Source organism: Sporosarcina sp. FSL K6-5500 (assembly GCF_038005665.1).
GTDB lineage: Bacteria > Bacillota > Bacilli > Bacillales_A > Planococcaceae > Sporosarcina > Sporosarcina psychrophila.
Window position 1 is genome coordinate 1,937,309 of record NZ_JBBOTP010000001.1, and the last position, 24,505, is coordinate 1,961,813.

Genomic DNA, 24,505 nt, shown 5'->3' on the forward strand with positions numbered 1-24,505 from the left:
CTACTCTAATCCGAGACGGAAGGAGATCATATCATGGCTAGAAAATTCTCCTTAGAGAATACACGTAACATTGGTATCATGGCTCACATCGATGCTGGTAAAACAACAACGACTGAGCGGATCCTTTATTATACTGGTAAAATCCACAAAATCGGGGAAACGCACGAAGGTGCATCTCAAATGGACTGGATGGAGCAGGAGCAAGAACGCGGAATTACAATCACTTCAGCTGCTACAACTGCTGAGTGGAAAGACCACCGCGTAAACATCATTGATACTCCAGGTCACGTAGACTTCACTGTTGAAGTTGAACGTTCACTTCGTGTTCTTGATGGAGCTGTAACGGTACTTGATGCTCAATCGGGCGTTGAACCGCAAACAGAAACAGTATGGCGTCAAGCGACTAACTACGGCGTACCACGCCTAGTTTTCGTAAACAAAATGGACAAAACTGGTGCTGATTTCCTTTATTCAGTAGGTACACTTGTAGACCGTCTTGGAGCAAACGCTCATCCAATTCAATTGCCGATTGGTGCAGAAGATACTTTTGCAGCAATTATCGATTTAGTTGAAATGAAAGCAGTTTTCTATGAAGATGATACAGGTTTAAATGCTGAAACAAGAGAAATCCCAGAAGAATATCGTGAGCAAGCAGAAGAATACCGTGAAAAGTTAATTGAAGCGGTTGCTGAATTCGATGAAGCTCTTATGAACAAATTCTTGGATGAAGATGAAATTACAAACGCAGAAATCAAACAAGCGATTCGTAAAGCGACATTGGCTGTTGAGTTCTATCCGGTTGTATGCGGAACTGCTTTCAAAAACAAAGGTGTACAACTTGTTCTTGATGCTGTTATCGACTACCTTCCATCACCACTTGACATCCCACCTATGAAAGGTACAGATCCTGATACTGATGAAGAAATCGAGCGTCACTCAGACGACAGCGAGCCTTTCTCGGCACTTGCATTCAAAGTTATGACGGATCCTTATGTAGGTAAACTGACATTCTTCCGTGTGTATTCTGGAGTTCTTCAATCAGGATCATACGTACAAAACTCTTCAAAAGGTAAGCGTGAACGCGTAGGACGTATTCTACAAATGCATGCGAACTCTCGTGAAGAAATTTCTGAAGTACATTCAGGAGAAATTGCTGCTGCAGTTGGACTTAAAGATACAGGAACTGGCGACACACTTTGTGAGGCTGGTGCACTGATCATTCTTGAGTCAATGGACTTCCCGGAACCAGTAATTTCACTTTCTGTTGAACCGAAAACAAAAGCCGACCAAGATAAAATGGGTATGGCTCTTGCTAAGCTTCAAGAGGAAGACCCGACATTCCGCGCACATACAGACCAAGAAACTGGAGAAGTAATCATTGCTGGTATGGGTGAGTTGCATCTTGACGTTCTTGTAGACCGTATGCGCCGTGAATTCAACGTTGAAGCTAACGTCGGAGCTCCGCAAGTATCTTATCGTGAAACATTCCGCGCTTCGGCGGAAGTTGAAGGTAAGTTCGTGCGTCAATCCGGTGGACGTGGACAGTTTGGTCACGTTTGGATTGAATTCTCTCCTAACGAAGAAGGAAAAGGATTCGAATTCATTAACAACGTTGTCGGGGGATCAGTTCCACGTGAATATATTCCTGCAGTAGAAGCGGGTATCCGTGATTCACTTAATAATGGTGTAATCGCTGGTTATCCTTTGATCGACATTAAAGCCCGTCTATTCGACGGTTCTTATCATGATGTCGACTCAAACGAAATGGCATTTAAAATCGCTGCATCTATGGCGTTGAAAAATGCTGTATCAAAAGTTAACCCAGTTCTACTTGAACCAATGATGAAAGTAGAAGTTCAAATTCCTGAAGAATACATGGGCGATATCATGGGCGATGTTACATCACGCCGTGGCCGTGTAGAAGGTATGGACGCTCGTGGTAATTCACAAGTAGTTCGTGCAATGGTTCCACTTGCTAATATGTTTGGTTATGCAACATCTCTACGTTCTAACACACAAGGACGCGGAAACTTCTCAATGTCATTCGATCACTATGAAGAAGTGCCGAAATCAGTTGCAGAAGAAATTGTTAAGAAAAACAAAGGCGAATAATTTTTATTTTAGCCTGCTATCCATTAAATTAATGAATAGATAGATATGGGATGTTAGAGGGGGCCCCCTTTAGCACCTATATCTATATAAAAACAAAAAAACTTTTATATTTCGAGGAGGATTTCCATAATGGGAAAAGAAAAATTCGACCGCTCCAAGCAGCATGCTAACGTTGGTACAATCGGTCACGTCGACCATGGTAAAACTACACTAACTGCAGCAATCGCAACAGTTCTAGCAAAAAGACTAGGTGGAACAGCAGCATCTTATGCTGACGTTGATAACGCACCTGAAGAAAAAGAACGCGGTATTACAATCAATACTTCACACGTTGAGTATGAAACTGCAACTCGTCACTACGCACACGTTGACTGCCCAGGTCACGCCGATTACGTTAAAAACATGATCACTGGTGCAGCACAAATGGACGGCGGAATCCTAGTTGTTTCTGCAGCTGACGGCCCTATGCCACAAACACGTGAGCACATCTTGCTTTCACGTCAAGTAGGTGTTCCACATCTAGTTGTCTTCATGAACAAATGTGACATGGTTGATGACGAAGAGCTTCTTGAGCTTGTTGAAATGGAAATTCGCGACCTTCTTTCTGAATATGACTTCCCTGGCGATGACATTCCTGTCATTAAAGGTTCTGCTCTTAAAGCGCTTGAAGGCGACGAAGGCTATGAAGATAAAATTATGGAACTTATGGCTGCTGTTGACGAGTATATCCCAACACCACCACGTGATACTGAAAAACCATTCATGATGCCTGTTGAGGACGTATTCTCAATCACAGGACGTGGAACTGTTGCTACTGGTCGCGTTGAGCGTGGAGTAGTTAAAATCGGTGATGTTGTTGATATCATCGGTATCGTTGAAGAACCAAAAGCTACTACTGTAACAGGTGTAGAAATGTTCCGTAAACTTCTTGATTATGCAGAAGCTGGCGACAACATTGGTGCACTACTTCGTGGGGTATCACGTGATGACATCCAACGTGGGCAAGTTCTTGCTAAACCAGGAACTATCGTTCCACACACGAAATTTACATCTGAAGTTTATGTTCTTTCAAAAGAAGAGGGTGGACGTCATACTCCATTCTTCTCTAACTACCGTCCACAGTTCTACTTCCGTACAACTGACGTAACTGGTGTTATCGAACTTCCTGAAGGCGTAGAAATGGTTATGCCTGGAGATAACATTGAAATGACAATCGATTTGATTGCTCCAATCGCTCTTGAAGAAGGTACGAAGTTCTCTATCCGCGAAGGTGGACGTACTGTAGGCGCTGGCGTTGTAGCAACAATCCTTAAATAATTATTTCTTAAAACCGCCCTTTGTGGCGGTTTTTTTGTTGCCTAGGAAACTATAAAATCTCGTTAAATGGACAAGCTACAACATAAGGATTACTCATTGAAGATCCTGACTCTGATGCTGCGCTAAAAATTCATTGACAGAAGAAATATCCTCTGCTATCTTAATAACTATGCTTCATCACTTTAGCTGGATAAAGAAACAAATCATAGGGGGAATACAAATGAATGCAGTTATTATCGCCATAGTCGTTATGTTGGCTTTAAGTTTATTACGGGTGAACGTTGTATTAGCCCTAGTTGTAGGAGCGATTGTGGGAGGATTTACAGGAGGCTTATCAGTTGATGAAACGATTGTCTCGTTTACTGGTGGTCTAGGTGAAGGAGCAACAATTGCCCTTAGTTATGCATTACTTGGTGGATTCGCGGTAGCTATATCGAAGACTGGCATTCCTCAATTGCTTGTTGAAGCTATGTTGCGGATTGTGAAGAAAGAGGGGGAGCCTGATCGTACAGCACTAGGAAAAGTATTGATTGTCTTAATGCTTCTAGCGATGGCCATATTCTCGCAAAATCTTATTCCAATCCATATTGCATTTATTCCTTTATTGGTGCCACCGATTATACATGTCTTAAATATGTTGAAAATAGATCGTCGTCTCATTGCATCTGTTCTGACATTCGGGTTAACAGCACCATATATCTTGCTTCCATATGGATACGGTTTCATCTTCCATGAAATTCTTGCTAAGCAAATGGCGGCAGCGGGTATGGCGATTGATATGGCGGACATACCGAAAGCGATGGCACTTCCTGTTCTTGGTCTGTTCGTAGGACTGCTAATTGCTATTTTCTTCTCTTATCGCAAGCCGAGAGAGTATGAGGACAAGCAGTTAAAAATCACTGAAGAAGTGGTGGTTGTTAAAACACGTAATATCATCTTTACAGTACTAGCACTTATTGGCACACTTGCTGTACAGATACCAACACAGTCTATGATTGCAGGTGCGGTGACTGGGATTGCGATTCTGTATATTACGGGAGCACTTAAGTGGAAAGATGCTGATGGTTTAATCAATGAAGGAATGCGTATGATGGCATTCGTAGGATTTGTCATGATTACAGCAAATGGATTTGCTGCTGTGCTTCAAGAGACAGGAGATATTGTTAAGTTGGTGGAATACTCGAGCACTGCTCTAGGGGATAATAAGGGGATGGCAGCATTCGCTATGTTACTTGTCGGGTTAATCGTTACAATGGGTATTGGATCATCATTTGCGACAATCCCAATTATTGCATCGATTTTCGTGCCGCTTAGTATGGCGTTTGGATTCAGTCCGTTAGCCATCATTGCACTTGTTGGGACAGCAGCGGCACTCGGTGATGCTGGTTCGCCTGCATCTGACTCTACGCTTGGGCCAACTGCGGGACTTGATGTCGATGGACAACATAATCATATATGGGATACATGTGTACCGACATTCATTCACTACAACATTCCGTTGTTGTTGTTTGGTTGGGTAACAGTCATGCTCTTTAATTAAGTAGTCAATAGTCCGAGTTAGTACTCTCGGACTTGCAATGAGTGAGAGAAAGAATTATAATAATAAAGTTGAGAAAAGAATTTCGCCAAGGCACTTGCGTTATTCTTTTTTTATGTGTATAATATTGAATGTTGGTCTTTGACTGCGATGAAGCGAGAGGTTGCCGACACACCAGGCCGCTTTGCCATGGCATGTGTGTGGGAAATTTTCGTGGAGAATGTCTATAACAAAATAGGCGCAAGGGAGGGAAAATAATGGCAAAACAAAAGATTCGTATTCGTTTAAAAGCATATGATCATAGAATTCTTGATCAATCAGCTGAAAAGATCGTAGAAACAGCAAAACGTTCGGGTGCTAGTGTATCGGGTCCGATTCCACTACCGACTGAAAGAACTGTCTACACGATTCTTCGTGCGGTGCATAAATACAAAGATTCGCGCGAGCAGTTCGAAATGCGTACTCACAAACGTCTAATCGATATCGTTAATCCGACACCACAAACTGTCGATGCTTTAATGAAACTCGATTTACCATCAGGCGTTGACATTGAAATTAAACTTTAATCGATACTAAATAAAGCACACATTAATTCAGGAGGTGGACTAAATGACCAAAGGAATCTTGGGAAGAAAACTCGGTATGACGCAAATTTTTGCTGAAAACGGAGATCTTATCCCGGTAACAGTGATTGAGGCTGGACAAAACGTTGTTCTTCAAAAGAAGACTACGGAAACAGACGGCTACGAATCAATCCAAATCGGATTTGAAGATAAACGCGAAAAGCTTGCTAACAAACCTGAAAAAGGGCACGTTGCAAAAGCTGATACTGCACCTAAGCGCTTCATTCGCGAATTCCGCGAATTAGACGTTAGTGGCTACGAAGTTGGTCAAGAAGTCAAAGTTGATACTTTTGCTGAAGGCGATATCGTCGACATCACAGGTACATCAAAAGGTAAAGGGTTCCAGGGTGTTATCAAGCGTCACGGATATTCACGCGGACCTATGACCCACGGATCACGTCATCACCGCGCACCAGGTTCAATCGGATCTGTTGACGCTCAACGTGTATTCAAAGGTAAAAAAATGCCAGGTCGTATGGGTGGCAAAACAGTAACAGTTCAAAACCTTGAAATTATACGAGTTGATCTTGAACGCAACTTGCTACTAGTTAAAGGTAACGTTCCTGGAGCACGCAAATCACTTTTACAAGTGCGCAGCGCTATCAAAGGAAACTGACTACTAAAGAAAGGAGGAAACAGGAATGCCTAAAGTATCCGTATTAAATCAGGCAGGAACTTCTGTCGGAGACATCGAACTAAATGAAGCAATCTTTGGTATCGTACCAAACGAATCTGTTTTATTCGAAGCATTGGTTCAACAACGTGCTTCATTGCGTCAAGGGAATCATAAAGTAAAAAGTCGCGGCGAAGTTGCTGGTGGAGGACGTAAACCATGGCGTCAAAAAGGTACAGGTCGTGCCCGTCAAGGTTCAATCCGATCACCACAATGGCGTGGAGGTGGTATCGTATTCGGTCCATCACCAAGAAGCTATAGCTACAAATTACCGAAGAAAGTCCGCAGATTGGCTCTTCTTTCAGCTCTTTCTACGAAAGTTCGTGAAGAAGATGTAATCGTTCTTGAAGGACTAACATTCAATGCACCAAAAACAAAAGATTTTATCAAAGTACTTGCTGATCTTTCGATTAACAGAAAAGCGTTGATCGTAACAGCTGACTTAGATGAAACTTTGGCTTTGTCTGCACGTAACATCCCTGGAATCAGTGTCGTAACAGCGACAGGTATTAACGTACTTGATCTTATCGGTCACGATAAACTAGTTATGACTAAAGCAGCAGTTCAAAAAATAGAGGAGGTGCTAGGTTAATGGAAGCACGTGATATTATAAAACGTCCGGTCATTACCGAGCGTACTTCTGAACAAATGGAATTCAAAAAGTACACTTTTGAAGTTGACACGCGCGCTAATAAATCATTTATTAAGCAAGCTATCGAAGAAGTTTTCGGTGTTAAAGTTGAAAAAGTGAACGTACAGAATTACAAAGGTAAACTTAAGCGTATGGGCAAGCATTCTGGTTATACGAACAGACGCCGTAAAGCGATTGTTACACTAACTGCTGACTCAAAAGACATCGAACTTTTCGAAGTCTAAGTTAAACAACTAATAGATATCTAATTATATGAAGGAGGGAACACAAATGGCGATTAAGAAATACAAACCTACCTCCAACGGACGCCGTAACATGACTACATCCGATTTTGCTGAGATTACTGCTGACAAACCGGAAAAATCATTGCTTGCACCGCTTAAGCGGAAAGGCGGCCGTAACAACACTGGTAGGATTACTGTTCGTCACCATGGTGGAGGCCACAAGCGCCAATACCGTGTCATCGATTTCCAACGCCGGAAAGATGGCATACCAGGACGCGTTGCTACGATCGAATACGATCCAAACCGTTCAGCTAACATTGCTCTAATCAATTACGTAGACGGAGAGAAACGTTACATTCTCGCTCCAAAAGGTCTTGTAGTTGGAGCAACTATTATGTCAGGCCCGGAATCAGATATCAAAGTGGGTAACTCACTTCCACTAGAAAACATTCCAATGGGTACTACAATTCATAACATCGAAATGAAACCAGGTAAAGGTGGACAACTAGTACGTTCAGCAGGAACTTCTGCACAACTACTTGGCCGTGAAGATAAGTATGTTATTGTACGTCTTCAATCTGGAGAAGTTCGCATGATTCTTGCTGTATGCCGCGCGACAATTGGTCAAGTTGGTAATGAGCAACATGAACTAATCAACATTGGTAAAGCAGGACGTTCACGTTGGATGGGTAAACGCCCAACAGTTCGTGGTTCTGTCATGAACCCTAACGATCACCCACACGGTGGTGGTGAAGGTAAAACTGGTATCGGTATGAAGTCTCCAGTAACTCCATGGGGTAAACCGACACTTGGTTATAAAACACGTAAGAAAAACAACAAATCCGACAAGCTTATTGTACGTCGTCGTAAGAAGTAATAGTAATGCACTGCGGTTCAATGATTGGACCGTAGTACAAACACGGAGGGAGGTTCCGACATGGGCCGCAGCTTGAAAAAAGGACCATTTGTAGACGATCATCTAATGAAGAAGGTCGAAGCACAAAGTGGATCTGAGAAAAAACAGGTTATCAAAACATGGTCACGCCGTTCAACAATCTTCCCGACATTCATCGGAATGACAATTGCTGTATATGACGGACGTAAACACGTTCCCGTCTATGTAACTGAAGATATGGTTGGTCACAAACTTGGTGAATTTGCACCTACGCGCACATACAGAGGTCATGGCGCCGACGATAAGAAAACAAGACGTTAATTGAGAGGAGGTTATTCTGATGCAACAAGCAAAAGCTACTGCCCGCACAGTCCGTATTGCCTCTCGTAAAGTCCGTTTGGTCGTTGATCTTATCCGAGGCAAAAAAGTCGGTGAAGCTATCGCGATTCTACGCCTGACGCCAAAAGCGGCTTCTCCGGTTGTAGAAAAAGTTTTGAAATCAGCGATTGCAAATGCTGAACATAACTATGAAATGGATGTCGAAAACCTATTTATCAGCGAAGTATTCGTTGATGAAGGTCCGACTATGAAACGTTTCCGACCACGCGCACAAGGACGTGCGAGCGCAATTAATAAACGTACGAGCCACATCACATTAGTGGTATCTGAAAAGAAGGAGGGATAATTCGTGGGTCAAAAAGTACATCCTAACGGTTTACGGGTCGGTATCATCCGTGACTGGGAGTCTAAATGGTACGCAGAAAAAGACTATGCGACTCTCTTGCACGAAGATTTGAAAATCCGTGAGTTCATCGAAAAACGTCTTGTAGAAGCTTCTGTTTCTAAAGTTGAAATTGAACGTGCTGCAAAGCGTGTTAACATCAGCATCCACACTGCTAAACCAGGAATGGTTATTGGTAAAGGTGGTACTGAGGTCGAAACACTTCGTAAAATGTTGAACGACATCACTGGTAAACGCGTTCACATCAACATCATTGAAATTAAACGTGCGGATCTTGACGCTAAACTAGTTGCAGAGTCAATTGCTCGTCAACTAGAAACTCGCGTATCATACCGTCGTGCACAAAAACAAGCAATCCAACGCACAATGCGTTCTGGCGCTAAAGGAATTAAAACACAAGTTTCTGGACGTCTTGGCGGTGCTGACATCGCTCGGTCGGAACATTATAGTGAAGGTACTGTCCCTCTCCATACATTACGTGCAGATATTGATTATGCACATGCTGAAGCAGACACAACGTTTGGTAAGCTTGGCGTTAAAGTATGGATTTATCGTGGAGAAGTCCTTCCAGTGAAGAAACAGAAGAACTCTGAGGAAGGAGGCAACTAATATGTTAATGCCTAAACGAGTTAAATATCGTCGTGTATTCCGTGGTAAAATGCGTGGTACTACAAAAGGCGGAGCAACAGTTCAATTCGGAGAATACGGTCTACAAGCTCTTGATTCGGCATGGATTACAAACCGCCAAATCGAAGCAGCACGTATTTCAATGACACGTTACATGAAACGTGGCGGTAAAGTATGGATCAACATCTTCCCGCACAAACCATATACAAAGAAGCCTCTTGAAGTACGGATGGGTTCAGGTAAAGGTGCTGTAGAAGGCTGGGTAGCAGTTGTTAAACCTGGTCGTATTATGTTCGAAATAGCAGGTGTATCGGAAGAAGTTGCGCGTGAAGCGCTTCGCCTGGCATCTCACAAACTTCCTATTAAAACTAAGTTTGTAAAACGTGAAGAAATCGGTGGTGAATCTAATGAAAGCTAATGAAATCCGTGACTTAACAACTGCAGAGATTGAGCAAAAGGTGAAATCACTGAAAGAAGAGCTTTTCAACCTTCGCTTCCAACTTGCGACAGGTCAATTAGAAAACACTGCACGCATCCGAGAAGTTCGTAAATCGATTGCGCGCATGAAGACAGTTATACGTCAAAGAGAAATCAGTGCAAATAACTGATGAAGGAGGTTGCAGCCATGACTGAGGAGCGTAACCAGCGCAAAGTATATACAGGCCGCGTTGTATCCGACAAAATGGATAAAACAGTTACTGTTATGATCGAAACGCAAAAGAAACATTCTAAATACGGTAAACGTGTTAAGTATTCTAAGAAATTCAAGGCCCACGATGAGCTGAACGAAGCTAAAATCGGAGATGTTGTTCGTATAATGGAAACTCGTCCATTATCAGCAACAAAACGTTTCCGTCTACTTGAAGTAGTCGAAACAGCGGTCATCATTTAATTAACGTTCGGGTATATAAATCCGGGAGGAGGTAGCCTCAATGATCCAACAGGAAAGTCGTATGAAAGTCGCCGACAACTCAGGCGCTCGTGAAGTACTTACAATTAAGGTATTAGGCGGTTCAGGCCGTAAAGTAGCAAACATCGGTGATGTAGTCGTTGTAACGGTGAAAAAAGCAACACCAGGTGGCGTTGTTAAAAAAGGTGAAGTTGTCAAGGCTGTTATCGTTCGCACGAAGAGCGGAGTACGCCGTAAAGACGGTTCATATATTACATTTGATGAAAATGCTTGTGTTATTATCCGTGACGACAAGAGCCCACGTGGAACTCGTATTTTCGGACCAGTTGCTCGCGAACTTCGTGACAGCAACTTCATGAAAATTATTTCACTTGCTCCTGAAGTTCTTTAATCACATGATAGTGCCAAATCAAGGAGGTGCGACAGAATGAATGTTAAAAAAGGCGATAAAGTTATGGTCATCACAGGTAAAGACAAAGGTAAAACCGGTGTGATCCTAGTTGCTTTCCCTAAAAAGGATCGTGTGCTTGTTGAAGGTGTTAACATCGTCAAGAAACATACGAAACCTAACCAGGAAAATCCTCAAGGTGGAATCATCAGCCAAGAGGCAGCTATCCATGTATCAAACGTCATGGTGATCGATCCTAAGACAGGCGAGCCTACTCGTGTAGGATACAAGATCGAAAATGGCAAAAAAGTTCGTGTTGCTAAAAAATCCGGAGAATTGCTGGATAACTAAGTAACGGATGAAAGGAGGTCCAACAGATGAGCCGTTTAAAAGAAAAGTTTAAAAGCGAAATCACTCCTGCTCTTATGAGCAAGTTTGAATATACATCAGTTATGCAAGTACCAAAAGTCGACAAAATCGTCATTAACATGGGTGTTGGTGATGCTGTTCAAAACACGAAAGCACTAGATGCGGCAGTGGAAGACTTAACAATTATTTCAGGTCAAAAACCTGTTGTCACAAAAGCAAAGAAATCAATCGCGGGATTCCGTCTTCGTGAAGGTATGCCTATTGGAACGAAAGTTACACTACGCGGTGAGCGTATGTATGAATTCCTAGACAAACTGATTGCTGTTTCGTTGCCTCGTGTACGTGACTTCCGTGGTGTTTCTAAAAAAGCATTCGACGGTCGCGGTAACTATACGCTTGGCGTAAAAGAGCAACTAATTTTCCCGGAAATTGATTATGATAAAGTTTCTAAAATACGCGGTATGGATATCGTCATCGTTACGACTGCAAACTCGGACGAAGAAGCACATGAGTTACTAACGCAGTTCGGCATGCCGTTCCAAAAGTAAATAAGAGGGAGGCGTAAACGTGGCTAAAAAATCAATGATTGCTAAACAAAAACGCACACCAAAATTCGCGGTACAAGCATACACACGCTGTGAGCGTTGTGGTCGTCCGCATTCGGTATATCGTAAGTTCAAGCTTTGCCGTATTTGTTTCCGCGAGTTAGCATATAAGGGACAAATTCCTGGCGTCAAAAAAGCCAGCTGGTAAACCCCTAAATTTGGGAAGGAGGTAAATGTAATGACAATGAGTGATCCGATCGCAGACATGCTTACACGCATTCGTAACGCCAATATGGTTCGTCACGAAAAGCTTGAAGTACCTGCTTCAAACATGAAAAAAGAAATCGCAGAAATCTTGAAACGTGAAGGTTTCGTACGTGATGTTGAATATGTCGAGGATAGCAAACAAGGTATCATCCGCATTTTCCTTAAGTACGGTCAAAATAACGAACGTGTTATTACTGGTCTTAAACGTATTTCAAAACCTGGTCTTCGTGTTTATGCTAAAACTAGCGAAGTTCCTAAAGTTTTGAACGGTCTTGGTATAGCCCTCGTTTCTACATCAAATGGCGTACTTACAGACAAAGAAGCACGCGCTAAACAAGTAGGCGGAGAAGTAGTAGCTTACGTCTGGTAATTCGTAACAAATGAATGGAGGTGCACTTGAATGTCCCGTATTGGCAAAAAGCCGATTGAGGTACCTGAAAACGTGACTGTTACTATCGCAGAAGGTAACTTCGTTACAGTTAAAGGTCCTAAAGGCGAACTTACAAACACATTTAACTCGGATATTAAAATTGAACAGGAGAACAACGTGATCACTTTGATCCGTCCTTCTGAATCCAAAGAACACCGTTCTATTCATGGAACGACACGTTCACTTATCAATAACATGGTGGTTGGCGTTTCAGAAGGTTTCGAACGCAAACTTGAACTAGTTGGTGTTGGTTACCGTGCTTCACTTCAAGGTTCGAAATTAGTGTTGAACATTGGTTTCTCTCACCCAGTTGAATTTACACCTGAAGAAGGAATTGAAGTTGAAGTTCCTGCTAACACTAAAATTACTGTTCGTGGTATCAACAAAGAACGCGTTGGTGCTCTTGCATCGAACATCAGAAAAGTACGCCCACCAGAGCCGTATAAAGGCAAAGGGATTCGCTACGAAGGAGAAGTTGTCCGTCGTAAAGAAGGTAAAACTGGTAAATAATGCCGCTTAAGGCATCTGGAAGGAGTGATCACGATGATTACGAAAAAAGACAAGAATGCTACTCGTAAGAAACGTCATGCACGCGTACGTCGTAAAATCAGCGGGACTGCAGCTCGTCCACGCCTAAACGTATTCCGTTCAAACAAGCATATCTATGCTCAGTTGATTGATGACGTGAATGCAGTAACGATTGTAAGTGCTTCTTCAATGGAAAAAGATTTCGGATCTGAATCCAAAGCAGACACTGCAGCAGCAGTAAAAGTCGGCGAGATGATCGCAAAGAAAGCTGTTGAAAAGGACGTTAAGTCAGTAGTATTTGACCGTGGCGGATACCTATTTCACGGCCGTGTGAAAGCTCTTGCAGACTCAGCACGTGAAAACGGTCTGGAATTTTAATTAAGAAGGAGGTATACATTTCATGCGTCGTAATGATCAGAATAAAAGCGAATTCGAAGAACGCGTAGTTACCATTAACCGCGTAGCGAAAGTTGTGAAAGGCGGACGTCGTTTCCGTTTCACTGCTCTCGTAGTTGTCGGAGATAAAAATGGCCGTGTCGGTTTTGGTACTGGTAAAGCACAAGAAGTTCCAGATGCAATCCGTAAAGCTATCGAAGATGCGAAGAAGAATTTAATCGTTGTACCAATGGTTAAAGGAACTACTCCGCACCTAGTGCTTGGACATTTTGGAGCAGGTAAAATCCTTATCAAACCAGCAGCTCCAGGTACTGGAGTTATCGCAGGCGGACCTGTCCGTGCGGTACTAGAACTTGCAGGCATCACGGATATCCTTTCGAAATCACTTGGTTCAAGCACACCAATTAACATGGTCCGTGCGACATTCGAAGGATTATCGAATTTGAAACGCGCTGAAGATGTTGCTAAATTGCGCGGTAAATCCTTGAAAGAACTGTATAGTTAAGGGGGGAAATGCAATGGCGAACAAACTTGAAGTCACCCTTACAAAAAGTGTAATCGGCTCGAAGCCAGCACAGCGTAAAACTGTGGAGGCGCTTGGACTACGTAAATTACACCAAATGGTCGAACATCAAGATAATGTTGCAATTCGTGGCATGATCAACAAAGTAGACCACCTAGTAACAGTTAAAGAACTATAATTACGATTTTTTGAATAAGGAGGTGCCAATGAGATGAAATTACACACTATGAAGCCTGCTGCAGGTTCACGTACTAAGCGTAAGCGTATTGGTCGCGGAATCGGTTCAGGTTTTGGTAAAACTTCTGGTAGAGGTCACGGTGGACAAAACTCCCGTTCGGGTGGTGGCGTACGTCTTGGATTCGAGGGTGGTCAAATTCCACTTTTCCAAAGACTTCCTAAACGTGGTTTTACGAACATCAACCGTAAGGATTATGCAATCGTAAACCTAGACACACTTAATCGTTTCGACGAAGGTACTGAAGTTACGCCTGAGCTACTAATTGAATCAGGCATCGTGAGCAATGCTAAATCAGGTATTAAGATTCTGGGTAACGGAATTCTTGAGAAAAAGATCACTGTCAAAGCTCACAAATTCTCTGCTTCTGCTAAAGAGGCAATCGAGAAGGCGGGCGGACAGACCGAGGTGGTTTAATGTTTCAGACAATCGCCAACTTTATGCGAGTAAAAGATATACGGTCTAAAATCTTTTACACACTACTGGTACTCATTGTTTTTAGACTAGGAACATTTATTCCAGTCCCAAACGTTGATGCAACTGCACTACAGCAAACTGATAATAATCTTATTGGCTTACTGAACGTGTTTGGTGGGGGTGCCCTTGCGAACTTCTCGATCCTTGCAATGGGAATTATGCCTTACATCACTGCATCTATCATCGTGCAATTATTGCAGATGGATGTCGTACCTAAATTTACTGAATGGGCGAAACAAGGAGACGTTGGAAGACGGAAACTTGCGCAGTTCACGAGGTATTTCACAATAATCCTAGCCTTTATTCAAGCAATTGCTATGTCATTTGGTTTCAACCAAATGTATGGTGGTACACTGATAAAAGACGAAGGTGTTTCGACATACGTGGTTATCGCGATCGTATTGACGGCAGGAACTGCATTTCTTTTATGGCTTGGTGAACAGATTACAGCAAAAGGTGTTGGGAATGGTATTTCCATCATAATCTTCGCTGGTATCGTCGCAGCAATCCCAAATGCAGTCAACCAACTTTACGCAACTCAGATTCAAGATGCGGGCGACGCACTGTTCATTAAACTGGCAGTTATGGCTCTTCTACTCGTCTTGGTCATTGCGATTACTGTCGGAATTATTTACTTCCAAGAAGCACTACGGAAAATTCCGATCCAATATGCGAAACGTGTCACTGGACGAGGTCAAACGACTGCAGGCCAACAGACACACTTGCCCTTGAAACTTAATGCGGCAGGGGTTATCCCGGTAATCTTTGCTTCTGCATTTTTTATTACACCACAATCAATAGCGACCTTCTTTGGCACTAACAGTGTAACAACTACAATTACAAACGTTTTCGATTATACGAAACCGGTTGGAATGGTATTTTACCTGATACTGATCATTGCATTCACATACTTCTACGCATTCATCCAGGTGAATCCGGAGAATATTGCGGATAATTTGAAAAAGCAAGGCGCTTATATCCCGGGCATTCGTCCAGGACAAAATACACAAAATTACCTAACGAGCACTTTGTATCGATTGACATTTGTGGGGGCAATATTCCTCGCTACAGTGGCAATCATGCCGATATTCTTCATCAATATCGCAAACCTTCCACAGTCTGCGCAAATTGGAGGAACAAGTTTAATCATCGTCGTCGGGGTTGCACTTGAAACGATGAAACAACTTGAATCACAACTTGTGAAAAGGCATTACAAAGGATTCATGAAGTAATAATCACAAAGGTTCATCTCTATGTGATGTGAATATGAATGGGAGTGCAATACGTATGAATATCGTATTAATGGGTCTGCCAGGAGCCGGTAAAGGTACACAGGCAGACAGAATTGTCGAAAAGTACGGAACCCCTCATATTTCTACAGGCGATATGTTCCGTGCTGCTATCCAAGAAGGCACGGAACTTGGAGTCAAAGCAAAATCGTTCATGGATCAGGGAGCACTTGTCCCTGATGAAGTGACAATCGGAATTGTTCGTGAAAGACTAAGCAAATCCGATTGCGATAATGGATTCCTACTCGATGGTTTCCCACGTACAGTTCCACAAGCTGAAGCACTTGATCAGCTTTTGGCTGACATGGGTCGGAGAATTGAGCATGTTCTCAATATCCAAGTCGAGAAAGAAGAACTTATCGCGAGGCTGACAGGCCGCCGCATCTGTAAAGTTTGCGGTACATCCTATCATTTGCTTTTTAATCCTCCACAGGTTGAAGGTAAATGTGATAAGGATGGCGGAGAACTTTATCAGCGAGCCGATGACAATCCGGAAACTGTCACGAACCGTCTGGAAGTAAATATGAAACAAACCGCACCACTCTTGGCGTTTTACGATTCCAAAGAGGTGTTGGTAAATATCGATGGACAAAAAGACATCAAAGACGTTTTCAAGGATCTGGACGTTATTCTGCAAGGAAGCGGACAATAATCCTTTTCGAACTTAGATATTATACGCATTTTTTGGGCAGTATAGCATAGAAGCATAGAAGGACGTTTCAACGAGCTGCAAAAGCATATGATGCCCGGTATAACAACTAGATGGTTTTTAGCAGGGTTATGGTTCTGAAACATAGTAAATGCATTTTCTTGCTTTGGTAGGTATAATGGATTTCGTGGAAAGAACTGTATAACGTAACTGGGAACTCATCCACGGCATTCTGGACAGTCGTGTCCATTTCGACGCGATTTTCCATAACAAGAAGTCGAGGACGGACTTAAGGGAAACGGAATGTGGCAGACCTCTTTCGAACATCACTCATGCAATCCGGACATATGTTGAAGGAAGCTTTAAAGGCGACTGATGCCGCTCGATGGTGAGAACCTTTATTGGATATAGAAGGGAGACTGGGTTGATGGCGAAAGATGATGTAATTGAAGTTGAAGGAACCGTACTCGAAACACTGCCAAACGCAATGTTTAAAGTAGAGCTGGAAAACGGCCATACGATTCTTGCGCATGTATCTGGCAAAATCCGTATGCACTTTATCCGTATTCTACCTGGCGATAAAGTGACAATGGAACTCTCGCCTTATGATTTAACACGTGGTCGTATCACATACCGTTTTAAATAAACTTTTGTAACTCCGGAATACTGAAGGAGGTTGGGTAAGATGAAAGTTAGACCATCTGTAAAACCGATGTGCGAAAAATGTAAAATTATTCGCAGACGCGGCCGAGTAATGGTAATCTGTGAAAATCCAAAACATAAACAAAGACAAGGCTAATTCTGAAGGAGGTGCACAATATATATGGCACGTATTGCTGGTGTAGACGTTCCGCGCGATAAGCGCGTAGTCATTTCATTAACTTACATTTTCGGAATCGGAAAAACAACTGCTCAAAAAGTATTGGCGGCAGCTGGAGTATCTGAGGACGCACGAGTTCGCGATCTTACTGACGCAGAGCTTGATAAAATCCGTGAACAAATGGACACGCTTAAAGTTGAAGGTGACCTTCGACGTGAAACTTCCCTTAACATCAAACGTTTGATGGAAATCGGTAGCTTCCGTGGTATCCGTCATCGTCGCGGACTTCCTGTTCGTGGACAAAACACGAAAAATAACGCACGTACTCGTAAAGGTCCTAAACGGACAGTAGCGAACAAGAAAAAATAATAGGTAAAGGAGGTATCTTCTTAACATGGCACGTAAACAACAAACTCGTAAACGTCGTGTGAAAAAGAATATTGAATCCGGTATTGCACATATCCGTTCGACGTTCAATAATACAATTGTTACAATCACTGACATGCAAGGGAACGCAATATCTTGGTCAAGTGCAGGTGCATTAGGCTTTAAGGGTTCTCGTAAATCAACACCTTTCGCTGCACAGATGGCTGCTGAAGCGGCTGCTAAATCATCTATGGAGCACGGTCTGAAAACTTTGGAAGTTACTGTTAAAGGTCCAGGTGGTGGACGTGAAGCAGCAATTCGTTCATTACAGGCTGCAGGTCTTGAAGTTACTGCAATCAGAGACGTTACCCCGGTTCCACATAACGGATGCCGCCCGCCAAAACGCCGTCGTGTATAATGGCTTCTTCTCCATATGATTGAGAAACACAATTTATGTCAACAATGATTGTGCGATTGCAATTTGCCGTCTATGAAAATCGATTTCAATATGGAACGGCCTATACATTGATGTTTTGAAGGAGGGTAAATGAATGATCGAGATTGAGAAACCGAAGATTGAAACAATTATGATCGCCGAAGACATCAAGTTCGGTAAGTTTATCATCGAACCACTTGAACGCGGATACGGAAATACGTTAGGAAACTCCCTACGTCGCATCCTTCTATCTTCACTGCCAGGAGCTGCTGTTACATCTATCCAGATTGATGGTGTGCTTCATGAATTCTCAACAATTGAAGGTGTCGTCGAAGACGTCGCATCAATTATTTTGAACGTGAAAAAACTGGCTCTCAAAATCTATTCAGATGAAGAGAAAGTGATTGAGATAGACGTGAAAGGCGAAGGTGTTATCACAGCTGCGGACATTACACATGATAGTGACGTAGAAGTGTTGAATCCTGAACTTCCTATCGCGACACTTGGTAAAAACGGTCACTTGCGCATGCGTATGTATGCTGTACGTGGACGTGGTTACGCACCTTCTGATCAAAACAAACGTGAGGATCTCGCAATTGGCGTTATTCCAATCGACTCTATTTACACTCCGGTTTCACGAGTTAACTTCCAAGTGGAGAATACTCGGGTTGGCCAAATGGCGAACTTTGATAAGTTGACACTTGATGTTTGGACAGATGGTAGCATCGGTCCTAAAGAAGCTGTTTCACTTGGGGCAAAAATCCTAACTGAGCATCTAAATATATTTGTCGGCATGACAGATGAAGCACAAACTGCAGAAATCATGGTAGAAAAAGAGGAAGATCAGAAAGAGAAAGTACTCGAGATGACTATTGAGGAACTTGACCTTTCAGTTAGATCTTACAATTGCCTAAAACGTGCAGGCATCAATACAGTTCTTGAACTTGCTAGCAAGTCAGAGGACGAAATGATGAAAGTACGAAATCTTGGCCGTAAATCACTTGAAGAAGTGAAAGCGAAATTGGACGAGCTTAACCTAGTGTTACGCACCGAAGATTGAGCGAATTTATAGATTGAAGGAGGGAAACTTCTATGGGATACAGAAAACTTGGACGTACAAGTTCACAACGTAAAGCAATGCTTCGCGACCTAGCGACAGATCTAATCGTACACGAACGTATTCAAACGACAGAAGCTCGTGCGAAAGAATTGCGTTCAGTTGTTGAGAAAATGATTACGCTTGGTAAACGTGGAGACTTGCATGCACGTCGTCAAGTTGCACAATTTATCCGTCGCGAACTGGTTACAGTGGCAGACGGTGAAGGCAACGAGAAAGAAATCTACGCAATCCAAAAACTTTTTGATAATGTTGCACCACGTTACGCTGAGCGTCAAGGTGGATATACACGTATCATGAAAATGGGACCTCGTCGCGGCGACGGAGCACCTGTCGTTGTAATCGAACTCGTTTAATATATACAATGGCAATTGATTAAATCTTCAAGGGGTGTGTCTGGCGTACCCAGAGCCGCACCCTTTTTTTAAAAATTTATACGACAACTTTAAAAGCTGAGTGTTACGATCGTCGGTTTATACCGTCTGGTCTAGCTCTACGCACCTCATCCGCGGTACCGGATTGAGCACCTGGTACCAGTCATAGATATGAGCGCATTTCTTCGGATGAGGTGCGCGCTTTTTTTTATCCAAAAATAATGTCCAGATTTTTCAATATATAAGTTTTTGACTAATATGATGTCTAGGCACCAGACGCACGGGTCATAAGAGGGTAAGCTAGGAAGGATTAAACTTGCTTTTCTTTTACGCCTTCCTTGGCAAAGAACGCCGCTTCGCCGGTCCCTCTAATGCCTGCCGCGGACCTACAAGATGTAGGTCATGCAGCTATTACCCCTGGAAATGGTGTTCTTAAGCTGCGTTCATTTGTGACGGTGCCTAGCGCATTTTTAAAAAAGGATTCCTTGTCAATTGGCAGGGGATCCTTCGTAGTATACATAATGTGAATGTAGCCGGAGGTGGTAGGCGATGAAGGAAATTCTGTCGATGGATAATGTGTCTTATTCCTATGACTCTGAGGACGAGGTAGCAAAGAAAGCAGTCGACGGCGTGTCGTTTACGGTACAAGAAGATGAATGGATTGCTATTGTTGGCCATAATGGTTCCGGTAAATCGACACTTGCGAAATTGATGATTGGACTTTTGTTCCCAGAAGAAGGGGACGTTAACGTATTTATTGAAAAACTGACTGAGAACAATATATGGGAAATTCGTTCACGGATGGGTTTTGTTTTTCAAAATCCAGATAACCAGTTTGTTGGTTCGACAGTTCAAGATGATGTTGCATTTGCGCTAGAGAACAATGGAGTTCCCTTCGAAGAAATGGTGACTCGGGTTCATGAGGCACTTGCGCAAGTAAACATGAGTGATTTCCTCGACCAGGAGCCTCACCATCTCTCAGGCGGACAAAAGCAACGAGTTGCAATAGCTGGGGCGCTCGCGTTACATCCAAAGCTTCTTATTATGGATGAAGCGACGTCGATGCTTGATCCACAAGGACGTAATGAAGTAATTCATTTAGTAGAAGAATTAAAGCGTAAGACGGGCCTCACGGTCATTTCCATTACACATGATTTGGAAGAGGCGCTGTTGGCAGATCGTATTATTGTCATGAACAAGGGGAAAGTTCTGACTGTTGGTACGCCGGAGCAGATATTTGCTCGGGGAAATGAACTTGAGGAAATTGGTTTGGACTTACCATTCGCTTTAAGAGTATCCAGTTTGTTACGTGAAAATGGGCTGGATCTTGTCGGTGAGCATATGACGGAAGAAGAGTTGGTGAATGAATTATGGACATCTCACTTCAGCAAGTAGGATATTTGTATGGAAAAGATACTCCTTTTGAGAAAAGGGCATTGCAGAGTGTAGATGCGACAATACATTCTGGCTCTTATTCTGCAATAATTGGACATACCGGATCAGGAAAATCGACACTTCTTATGCATCTGAATGGTTTGTTAAAGCCTTCAGAAGGGATTGTGAAAATTGGAGATACGACAATTACTGCCGGTACGAAAGCGAAAGGACTGAAAGATGTCCGGAGGCATGTGGGTATTGTATTCCAGTTTCCAGAGCATCAGCTTTTTGAAGAGACTGTTGAAAAAGATATTATGTTCGGTCCTATGAACTTTGGTGTACCTGAAGAAGAGGCAAGGAGACGAGCGCATCAACTGATAGAATTGCTAGGACTTCCTCCAGAGGTTGCCCAGCAGTCTCCTTTCGATCTTTCGGGAGGGCAGATGCGCCGGGTTGCGATTGCGGGTGTACTCGCGTTTAAACCTTCTGTGCTCGTATTGGACGAGCCGACTGCGGGACTTGATCCGCGGGGGCGGCTTGAAATTATGGAACTTTTCAAACGTCTCCATGTGGAAGAAAAACTAACGACAATTCTTGTGACGCATAGTATGGAAGATGCTGCACGTTATGCGGACAATATTATCGTTATGCATAACGGAAGTTCAGTCATGTCTGGGACGCCTCAGGAAGTGTTCGCTGACGAAGAGAAGCTGACCTCCTTTAGATTAGGTCTACCGCGCTCAGTAAAGTTCCAGCGTGACATTGAGAAGTTAATTGGTCGTCCTCTCCAGGGACTGGCATTAACGGAAGCTCAGCTTGCCAAGACAATTGCATTTGCCGCTACGGAAGAAGGTGGCCGTTAATGTTGGAAAAGATGATTTTCGGACGCTATATTCCAGGCAATTCATTTGTCCACAAGCTCGACCCTCGTTCGAAGCTGTCATTTGTTTTTCTTTTCATCATTGGAGTCTTCCTTGCAAATAATACTGTTACGTACGCCGTGTTATTAGGATTTACGTTACTCGTAATTTTAAGTTCAAGGATTCGGTTGTATTTCCTATTTAACGGATTGAAACCAATTCTTTTCTTGATTATTTTCACGCTACTCATGCATATCTTTTTTACGAAAGAAGGAGCACTTCTCGTCGATTGGAAGTTCATCAAGATATATGAAGAAGGGTTGAGGCAAGGTATTTTTATTTCCATTCGTTTTCTTGTATTGGTTTTGCTGACGTCTATCTTGACGTTGACGACATCGCCGATTTCAATCACGGATGGTATGGAAGACTTGCTGGGACCATTTAAGCGAATTAAATTGCCTGTTCATGAGCTTGCGCTGATGATGTCAATTTCCCTGCGCTTCATCCCCACATTGATGGATGAGACGGATAAGATATTGAAAGCGCAATTGGCGAGAGGTTCGGACATTAGTACGGGTTCTATTAAGCAGCGAATTCGTGCAGTCATTCCTTTGCTCGTACCTCTCTTTGTGAGTGCGTTCAAACGCGCTGAAGACCTTGCAGTCGCCATGGAGGTTCGTGGCTATCGTGGAGGCGAGGGGAGGACGAGGTACAGGCAGCTGAAGTGGCACTGGCGTGATACCACGATAATGGTATTGCTTGCTGTTCTAGTTGTCGTCCTCTTTCTGCTTAGGGCATAGGAGGTGGATACAAATGCAACGTGTTAAAGCAATTGTTTCGTATGATGGTACTCGATTTTCTGGATACCAGATACAGCCGGGAATGCGAACGGTGCAATTGGAAATTGATAAAGCATTAGTGAAAATGCATAAAGACAAGGAAATTTTTTCGGTCGCAAGCGGCCGGACGGATTCGGGTGTACACGCAAATGGCCAAGTGATTCACTTTGATACACCGCTGAACTTGCCGATAGATCGATGGAAGCTGGCGTTAAACGTCCTTTTGCCTACAGATATCCGACTGGTTGAAGTTGAATACGTCAGCGAAGATTTCCATGCGCGTTATTCTGCTACTGGCAAGACGTACGTTTATAAGTGGTCCTATAGCGAAGTGCATAGTCCGTTTGAGCGTGATTTTTCCGTTCATCTCGGTAGATCACATCCTGATATTGAGTTGATGAAGGAAGCTGCTGCCTATTTAATTGGGACGCATGATTTCACAAGTTTCTGTTCATCAAAAACCGCGACTTCCAATAAAGTCAGAACGGTGAGAATGCTGACACTCGAAAAAAAAGGCGATTATCTCATCATGACAATTGAAGGAAATGGCTTTTTATATAATATGGTAAGAAGCATTGCAGGTATGCTTCTTGTCGTAGGGAACGGCTGGAAAACGCCGGCAGACGTCAAGCAAATACTTGAATCTTGCAGCCGTAAAGCGAACGTTAAAACCGCGCCAGCACACGGTTTGTATCTAGATGAAGTGAGCTACAAAGACTAAGGCAACTTTTCCTAGCGTATTTAGAGGAATCGCTTGACTTAATGTGGAATTCAGTATAAGATGAGTAATGGTATTTCAATAACCCCACAAATAAGCCCCGGAAGGTAAACTTGTGTTTAGGGATAGAGAAAACGGGAACTAATAGAGATTCATTTAGGAGGATAAAATTATGCGTACAACATTCATGGCTAAAGGTCACGAAGTAGAGCGTAAATGGCTCGTTGTCGACGCTGAAGGACAGACGCTTGGTCGTCTTGCTTCTGAAGTTGCATCACTTTTGCGCGGCAAACATAAACCTACGTTCACACCACACGTTGATACAGGTGACCACGTCATCATCATCAATGCAGAAAAGATTCATCTTACAGGTAACAAATTGAAAGACAAAATTTACTACCGTCACTCAGGTTACACGGGTAGCATGAAACAACGTACGGCTCTTGAAATGCGTACAAACTTCCCGACAAAAATGCTTGAACTTGCAATTAAAGGAATGCTTCCAAAAGGTCCTTTAGGCCGTCAAACATATAGAAAACTTAATGTATACGCTGGACCAGATCACCCGCACGCAGCACAACAACCAGAAGTATTCGTACTTCGCGGTTAATTAAAGAGGAGGAAACAACTTGGCACAAGTACAATATCTCGGCACAGGCCGTCGTAAAAGCTCAACAGCTCGTGTACGTCTAGTTCCTGGAGATGGCACAATTATCATCAACAAACGCGACGTAGAAGACTACGTACCATTTGCAACACTTCGCGAAATCATCAAACAACCACTTGTAATTACGGAAACTCTTGGAAGCTACGATATCCTTGTAAACGTTGATGGTGGTGGATACACTGGACAAGCAGGAGCAATCCGTCACGGAGTTGCACGTGCTCTACTTCAAGTAGACCCTGACTTCCGTCCAGCGCTTAAATCAGCAGGACTTCTTACACGTGATGCAAGAATGAAAGAACGTAAAAAACCAGGTCTTAAAGGCGCACGTCGTGCACCACAGTTCTCAAAACGTTAATCTTTCAATTAAAAAAAGCCCTTTTCCATTCGTGGAAGAGGGCTTTTTTATGGTTGTATCCTGAGAAGGTAGTTAGTTAATTAAGAAAATCACTTGACCTACAGTATATGGCAATTCATAATTAGAGCTATTGGAGCATAACTGGATATAACTAGTTATATCCAGTTA

General features: G+C 43.0%; 38 protein-coding genes. All 38 read left to right on the forward strand.

The window, feature by feature from the left end; all coding sequences use genetic code 11:
- The first annotated feature begins 33 nt into the window (after positions 1-33).
- The 38 genes from fusA to rpsI all read left to right on the forward strand — a co-directional run bounded on the left by fusA (position 34) and on the right by rpsI (position 24,337).
- Positions 34-2,112, forward strand: coding sequence for an elongation factor G (gene fusA / locus MKX62_RS08955; RefSeq protein WP_067204735.1), 2,079 nt, complete (start codon positions 34-36; stop codon positions 2,110-2,112).
- A gap of 129 nt (positions 2,113-2,241) precedes the next feature.
- Complete coding sequence (tuf, locus tag MKX62_RS08960; protein ID WP_067204738.1) at positions 2,242-3,429, forward strand: elongation factor Tu; 1,188 nt, start codon at positions 2,242-2,244, stop codon at positions 3,427-3,429.
- Positions 3,430-3,649: 220 nt separating this feature from the next.
- On the forward strand, positions 3,650-4,969 hold the full coding sequence (locus MKX62_RS08965; RefSeq protein WP_067204741.1) for a Na+/H+ antiporter family protein: 1,320 nt from the start codon (positions 3,650-3,652) through the stop codon (positions 4,967-4,969).
- Between the two features lie 254 nt (positions 4,970-5,223).
- Entirely contained in the window at positions 5,224-5,532 is a 309-nt protein-coding gene (gene rpsJ, locus MKX62_RS08970; protein ID WP_067204744.1) for a 30S ribosomal protein S10, read from the forward strand.
- 43 nt (positions 5,533-5,575) lie between these two features.
- The gene (gene rplC, locus MKX62_RS08975) at positions 5,576-6,205 is read left to right on the forward strand and encodes a 50S ribosomal protein L3 (protein WP_067204747.1); all 630 of its coding nucleotides are present in this window, start codon (positions 5,576-5,578) and stop codon (positions 6,203-6,205) included.
- 25 nt (positions 6,206-6,230) lie between these two features.
- Entirely contained in the window at positions 6,231-6,854 is a 624-nt protein-coding gene (gene rplD, locus MKX62_RS08980; RefSeq protein ID WP_067204749.1) for a 50S ribosomal protein L4, read from the forward strand.
- Positions 6,854-7,138 (forward strand): 50S ribosomal protein L23, encoded by a 285-nt coding sequence (gene rplW, locus MKX62_RS08985; RefSeq protein ID WP_067204752.1) that lies wholly within the window; start codon positions 6,854-6,856, stop codon positions 7,136-7,138. The genes rplD and rplW overlap by 1 nt, the downstream gene beginning before the upstream one ends.
- Before the next feature lie 46 nt (positions 7,139-7,184).
- On the forward strand, positions 7,185-8,015 hold the full coding sequence (gene rplB / locus MKX62_RS08990; RefSeq protein WP_067204755.1) for a 50S ribosomal protein L2: 831 nt from the start codon (positions 7,185-7,187) through the stop codon (positions 8,013-8,015).
- 60 nt (positions 8,016-8,075) lie between these two features.
- Positions 8,076-8,354 carry a 30S ribosomal protein S19 gene (gene rpsS, locus MKX62_RS08995; RefSeq protein WP_067204757.1) on the forward strand — a complete coding sequence of 93 codons (279 nt, stop codon included), beginning with the start codon at positions 8,076-8,078 and terminating at the stop codon, positions 8,352-8,354.
- A gap of 19 nt (positions 8,355-8,373) precedes the next feature.
- Entirely contained in the window at positions 8,374-8,718 is a 345-nt protein-coding gene (rplV, locus tag MKX62_RS09000; RefSeq protein WP_067204760.1) for a 50S ribosomal protein L22, read from the forward strand.
- Positions 8,719-8,721: 3 nt separating this feature from the next.
- Positions 8,722-9,384 carry a 30S ribosomal protein S3 gene (gene rpsC / locus MKX62_RS09005; RefSeq protein ID WP_067204763.1) on the forward strand — a complete coding sequence of 221 codons (663 nt, stop codon included), beginning with the start codon at positions 8,722-8,724 and terminating at the stop codon, positions 9,382-9,384.
- Position 9,385: 1 nt separating this feature from the next.
- The gene (rplP, locus tag MKX62_RS09010; RefSeq protein ID WP_067204766.1) at positions 9,386-9,820 is read left to right on the forward strand and encodes a 50S ribosomal protein L16; all 435 of its coding nucleotides are present in this window, start codon (positions 9,386-9,388) and stop codon (positions 9,818-9,820) included.
- On the forward strand, positions 9,810-10,010 hold the full coding sequence (rpmC, locus tag MKX62_RS09015) for a 50S ribosomal protein L29 (protein WP_025783856.1): 201 nt from the start codon (positions 9,810-9,812) through the stop codon (positions 10,008-10,010). The genes rplP and rpmC overlap by 11 nt, the downstream gene beginning before the upstream one ends.
- A 17-nt stretch (positions 10,011-10,027) precedes the next feature.
- Positions 10,028-10,294 (forward strand): 30S ribosomal protein S17, encoded by a 267-nt coding sequence (rpsQ, locus tag MKX62_RS09020; RefSeq protein ID WP_067204770.1) that lies wholly within the window; start codon positions 10,028-10,030, stop codon positions 10,292-10,294.
- 40 nt (positions 10,295-10,334) lie between these two features.
- Positions 10,335-10,703: a 50S ribosomal protein L14 gene (rplN, locus tag MKX62_RS09025; protein WP_067204773.1), complete on the forward strand. Its 369-nt coding sequence runs from the start codon at positions 10,335-10,337 to the stop codon at positions 10,701-10,703.
- A 36-nt stretch (positions 10,704-10,739) separates the two neighbouring features.
- Positions 10,740-11,051, forward strand: coding sequence for a 50S ribosomal protein L24 (gene rplX, locus MKX62_RS09030; RefSeq protein WP_067204776.1), 312 nt, complete (start codon positions 10,740-10,742; stop codon positions 11,049-11,051).
- 26 nt (positions 11,052-11,077) lie between these two features.
- Complete coding sequence (gene rplE, locus MKX62_RS09035) at positions 11,078-11,617, forward strand: 50S ribosomal protein L5 (RefSeq protein WP_067204779.1); 540 nt, start codon at positions 11,078-11,080, stop codon at positions 11,615-11,617.
- Between the two features lie 19 nt (positions 11,618-11,636).
- Entirely contained in the window at positions 11,637-11,822 is a 186-nt protein-coding gene (locus MKX62_RS09040; RefSeq protein ID WP_067204781.1) for a type Z 30S ribosomal protein S14, read from the forward strand.
- 30 nt (positions 11,823-11,852) lie between these two features.
- Positions 11,853-12,251: a 30S ribosomal protein S8 gene (rpsH, locus tag MKX62_RS09045; RefSeq protein ID WP_067204783.1), complete on the forward strand. Its 399-nt coding sequence runs from the start codon at positions 11,853-11,855 to the stop codon at positions 12,249-12,251.
- 30 nt (positions 12,252-12,281) lie between these two features.
- Positions 12,282-12,821, forward strand: coding sequence for a 50S ribosomal protein L6 (gene rplF / locus MKX62_RS09050; RefSeq protein WP_067204786.1), 540 nt, complete (start codon positions 12,282-12,284; stop codon positions 12,819-12,821).
- A gap of 33 nt (positions 12,822-12,854) precedes the next feature.
- Positions 12,855-13,217, forward strand: coding sequence for a 50S ribosomal protein L18 (gene rplR / locus MKX62_RS09055; RefSeq protein WP_067204790.1), 363 nt, complete (start codon positions 12,855-12,857; stop codon positions 13,215-13,217).
- 22 nt (positions 13,218-13,239) lie between these two features.
- On the forward strand, positions 13,240-13,740 hold the full coding sequence (gene rpsE, locus MKX62_RS09060; protein WP_067204791.1) for a 30S ribosomal protein S5: 501 nt from the start codon (positions 13,240-13,242) through the stop codon (positions 13,738-13,740).
- A gap of 13 nt (positions 13,741-13,753) precedes the next feature.
- On the forward strand, positions 13,754-13,936 hold the full coding sequence (gene rpmD / locus MKX62_RS09065; RefSeq protein WP_067204794.1) for a 50S ribosomal protein L30: 183 nt from the start codon (positions 13,754-13,756) through the stop codon (positions 13,934-13,936).
- 33 nt (positions 13,937-13,969) lie between these two features.
- Positions 13,970-14,410, forward strand: a complete 441-nt coding sequence (rplO, locus tag MKX62_RS09070) for a 50S ribosomal protein L15 (RefSeq protein ID WP_067204796.1) — start codon at positions 13,970-13,972, stop codon at positions 14,408-14,410.
- The gene (secY, locus tag MKX62_RS09075; protein ID WP_067204799.1) at positions 14,410-15,702 is read left to right on the forward strand and encodes a preprotein translocase subunit SecY; all 1,293 of its coding nucleotides are present in this window, start codon (positions 14,410-14,412) and stop codon (positions 15,700-15,702) included. The genes rplO and secY overlap by 1 nt, the downstream gene beginning before the upstream one ends.
- A 55-nt stretch (positions 15,703-15,757) precedes the next feature.
- The gene (locus tag MKX62_RS09080) at positions 15,758-16,411 is read left to right on the forward strand and encodes an adenylate kinase (protein WP_067204801.1); all 654 of its coding nucleotides are present in this window, start codon (positions 15,758-15,760) and stop codon (positions 16,409-16,411) included.
- A 424-nt stretch (positions 16,412-16,835) separates the two neighbouring features.
- Positions 16,836-17,054 carry a translation initiation factor IF-1 gene (gene infA, locus MKX62_RS09085; RefSeq protein ID WP_067204804.1) on the forward strand — a complete coding sequence of 73 codons (219 nt, stop codon included), beginning with the start codon at positions 16,836-16,838 and terminating at the stop codon, positions 17,052-17,054.
- A 39-nt stretch (positions 17,055-17,093) separates the two neighbouring features.
- On the forward strand, positions 17,094-17,207 hold the full coding sequence (gene rpmJ / locus MKX62_RS09090) for a 50S ribosomal protein L36 (RefSeq protein WP_067204807.1): 114 nt from the start codon (positions 17,094-17,096) through the stop codon (positions 17,205-17,207).
- A gap of 24 nt (positions 17,208-17,231) precedes the next feature.
- Positions 17,232-17,597: a 30S ribosomal protein S13 gene (gene rpsM, locus MKX62_RS09095; protein ID WP_067204810.1), complete on the forward strand. Its 366-nt coding sequence runs from the start codon at positions 17,232-17,234 to the stop codon at positions 17,595-17,597.
- A gap of 25 nt (positions 17,598-17,622) precedes the next feature.
- The gene (gene rpsK / locus MKX62_RS09100; RefSeq protein WP_067204813.1) at positions 17,623-18,012 is read left to right on the forward strand and encodes a 30S ribosomal protein S11; all 390 of its coding nucleotides are present in this window, start codon (positions 17,623-17,625) and stop codon (positions 18,010-18,012) included.
- A 133-nt stretch (positions 18,013-18,145) separates the two neighbouring features.
- Positions 18,146-19,090, forward strand: a complete 945-nt coding sequence (locus MKX62_RS09105; protein WP_067204816.1) for a DNA-directed RNA polymerase subunit alpha — start codon at positions 18,146-18,148, stop codon at positions 19,088-19,090.
- Between the two features lie 32 nt (positions 19,091-19,122).
- The gene (gene rplQ, locus MKX62_RS09110; RefSeq protein WP_067204818.1) at positions 19,123-19,503 is read left to right on the forward strand and encodes a 50S ribosomal protein L17; all 381 of its coding nucleotides are present in this window, start codon (positions 19,123-19,125) and stop codon (positions 19,501-19,503) included.
- Between the two features lie 567 nt (positions 19,504-20,070).
- Positions 20,071-20,916, forward strand: a complete 846-nt coding sequence (locus MKX62_RS09115; protein WP_067204821.1) for an energy-coupling factor ABC transporter ATP-binding protein — start codon at positions 20,071-20,073, stop codon at positions 20,914-20,916.
- The gene (locus MKX62_RS09120; RefSeq protein WP_340741268.1) at positions 20,892-21,761 is read left to right on the forward strand and encodes an energy-coupling factor ABC transporter ATP-binding protein; all 870 of its coding nucleotides are present in this window, start codon (positions 20,892-20,894) and stop codon (positions 21,759-21,761) included. Before MKX62_RS09115 ends, MKX62_RS09120 begins: the two co-directional genes overlap by 25 nt.
- Positions 21,761-22,558, forward strand: coding sequence for an energy-coupling factor transporter transmembrane component T family protein (locus MKX62_RS09125; protein ID WP_067204827.1), 798 nt, complete (start codon positions 21,761-21,763; stop codon positions 22,556-22,558). Before MKX62_RS09120 ends, MKX62_RS09125 begins: the two co-directional genes overlap by 1 nt.
- 13 nt (positions 22,559-22,571) lie before the next feature.
- Positions 22,572-23,318: a tRNA pseudouridine(38-40) synthase TruA gene (gene truA / locus MKX62_RS09130; protein WP_067204830.1), complete on the forward strand. Its 747-nt coding sequence runs from the start codon at positions 22,572-22,574 to the stop codon at positions 23,316-23,318.
- A gap of 169 nt (positions 23,319-23,487) precedes the next feature.
- Positions 23,488-23,925 carry a 50S ribosomal protein L13 gene (rplM, locus tag MKX62_RS09135; protein ID WP_067204834.1) on the forward strand — a complete coding sequence of 146 codons (438 nt, stop codon included), beginning with the start codon at positions 23,488-23,490 and terminating at the stop codon, positions 23,923-23,925.
- A gap of 19 nt (positions 23,926-23,944) precedes the next feature.
- Entirely contained in the window at positions 23,945-24,337 is a 393-nt protein-coding gene (rpsI, locus tag MKX62_RS09140; RefSeq protein ID WP_067204837.1) for a 30S ribosomal protein S9, read from the forward strand.
- The last annotated feature ends 168 nt before the right edge of the window (positions 24,338-24,505 follow it).

Bases quoted from the DNA above. Each gene is read 5' to 3' on its own strand.
- fusA (WP_067204735.1), top strand. From the start codon at position 34: ATGGCTAGAAAATTCTCCTTAGAGAATACACGTAACATTGGTATCATG.
- tuf (WP_067204738.1), top strand. From the start codon at position 2,242: ATGGGAAAAGAAAAATTCGACCGCTCCAAGCAGCATGCTAACGTTGGT.
- MKX62_RS08965 (WP_067204741.1), top strand. From the start codon at position 3,650: ATGAATGCAGTTATTATCGCCATAGTCGTTATGTTGGCTTTAAGTTTA.
- rpsJ (WP_067204744.1), top strand. From the start codon at position 5,224: ATGGCAAAACAAAAGATTCGTATTCGTTTAAAAGCATATGATCATAGA.
- rplC (WP_067204747.1), top strand. From the start codon at position 5,576: ATGACCAAAGGAATCTTGGGAAGAAAACTCGGTATGACGCAAATTTTT.
- rplD (WP_067204749.1), top strand. From the start codon at position 6,231: ATGCCTAAAGTATCCGTATTAAATCAGGCAGGAACTTCTGTCGGAGAC.
- rplW (WP_067204752.1), top strand. From the start codon at position 6,854: ATGGAAGCACGTGATATTATAAAACGTCCGGTCATTACCGAGCGTACT.
- rplB (WP_067204755.1), top strand. From the start codon at position 7,185: ATGGCGATTAAGAAATACAAACCTACCTCCAACGGACGCCGTAACATG.
- rpsS (WP_067204757.1), top strand. From the start codon at position 8,076: ATGGGCCGCAGCTTGAAAAAAGGACCATTTGTAGACGATCATCTAATG.
- rplV (WP_067204760.1), top strand. From the start codon at position 8,374: ATGCAACAAGCAAAAGCTACTGCCCGCACAGTCCGTATTGCCTCTCGT.
- rplP (WP_067204766.1), top strand. From the start codon at position 9,386: ATGTTAATGCCTAAACGAGTTAAATATCGTCGTGTATTCCGTGGTAAA.
- rpmC (WP_025783856.1), top strand. From the start codon at position 9,810: ATGAAAGCTAATGAAATCCGTGACTTAACAACTGCAGAGATTGAGCAA.
- rpsQ (WP_067204770.1), top strand. From the start codon at position 10,028: ATGACTGAGGAGCGTAACCAGCGCAAAGTATATACAGGCCGCGTTGTA.
- rplN (WP_067204773.1), top strand. From the start codon at position 10,335: ATGATCCAACAGGAAAGTCGTATGAAAGTCGCCGACAACTCAGGCGCT.
- rplX (WP_067204776.1), top strand. From the start codon at position 10,740: ATGAATGTTAAAAAAGGCGATAAAGTTATGGTCATCACAGGTAAAGAC.
- rplE (WP_067204779.1), top strand. From the start codon at position 11,078: ATGAGCCGTTTAAAAGAAAAGTTTAAAAGCGAAATCACTCCTGCTCTT.
- rpsH (WP_067204783.1), top strand. From the start codon at position 11,853: ATGACAATGAGTGATCCGATCGCAGACATGCTTACACGCATTCGTAAC.
- rplF (WP_067204786.1), top strand. From the start codon at position 12,282: ATGTCCCGTATTGGCAAAAAGCCGATTGAGGTACCTGAAAACGTGACT.
- rplR (WP_067204790.1), top strand. From the start codon at position 12,855: ATGATTACGAAAAAAGACAAGAATGCTACTCGTAAGAAACGTCATGCA.
- rpsE (WP_067204791.1), top strand. From the start codon at position 13,240: ATGCGTCGTAATGATCAGAATAAAAGCGAATTCGAAGAACGCGTAGTT.
- rpmD (WP_067204794.1), top strand. From the start codon at position 13,754: ATGGCGAACAAACTTGAAGTCACCCTTACAAAAAGTGTAATCGGCTCG.
- rplO (WP_067204796.1), top strand. From the start codon at position 13,970: ATGAAATTACACACTATGAAGCCTGCTGCAGGTTCACGTACTAAGCGT.
- secY (WP_067204799.1), top strand. From the start codon at position 14,410: ATGTTTCAGACAATCGCCAACTTTATGCGAGTAAAAGATATACGGTCT.
- MKX62_RS09080 (WP_067204801.1), top strand. From the start codon at position 15,758: ATGAATATCGTATTAATGGGTCTGCCAGGAGCCGGTAAAGGTACACAG.
- infA (WP_067204804.1), top strand. From the start codon at position 16,836: ATGGCGAAAGATGATGTAATTGAAGTTGAAGGAACCGTACTCGAAACA.
- rpmJ (WP_067204807.1), top strand. From the start codon at position 17,094: ATGAAAGTTAGACCATCTGTAAAACCGATGTGCGAAAAATGTAAAATT.
- rpsM (WP_067204810.1), top strand. From the start codon at position 17,232: ATGGCACGTATTGCTGGTGTAGACGTTCCGCGCGATAAGCGCGTAGTC.
- rpsK (WP_067204813.1), top strand. From the start codon at position 17,623: ATGGCACGTAAACAACAAACTCGTAAACGTCGTGTGAAAAAGAATATT.
- MKX62_RS09105 (WP_067204816.1), top strand. From the start codon at position 18,146: ATGATCGAGATTGAGAAACCGAAGATTGAAACAATTATGATCGCCGAA.
- rplQ (WP_067204818.1), top strand. From the start codon at position 19,123: ATGGGATACAGAAAACTTGGACGTACAAGTTCACAACGTAAAGCAATG.
- MKX62_RS09115 (WP_067204821.1), top strand. From the start codon at position 20,071: ATGAAGGAAATTCTGTCGATGGATAATGTGTCTTATTCCTATGACTCT.
- MKX62_RS09120 (WP_340741268.1), top strand. From the start codon at position 20,892: ATGGACATCTCACTTCAGCAAGTAGGATATTTGTATGGAAAAGATACT.
- MKX62_RS09125 (WP_067204827.1), top strand. From the start codon at position 21,761: ATGTTGGAAAAGATGATTTTCGGACGCTATATTCCAGGCAATTCATTT.
- truA (WP_067204830.1), top strand. From the start codon at position 22,572: ATGCAACGTGTTAAAGCAATTGTTTCGTATGATGGTACTCGATTTTCT.
- rplM (WP_067204834.1), top strand. From the start codon at position 23,488: ATGCGTACAACATTCATGGCTAAAGGTCACGAAGTAGAGCGTAAATGG.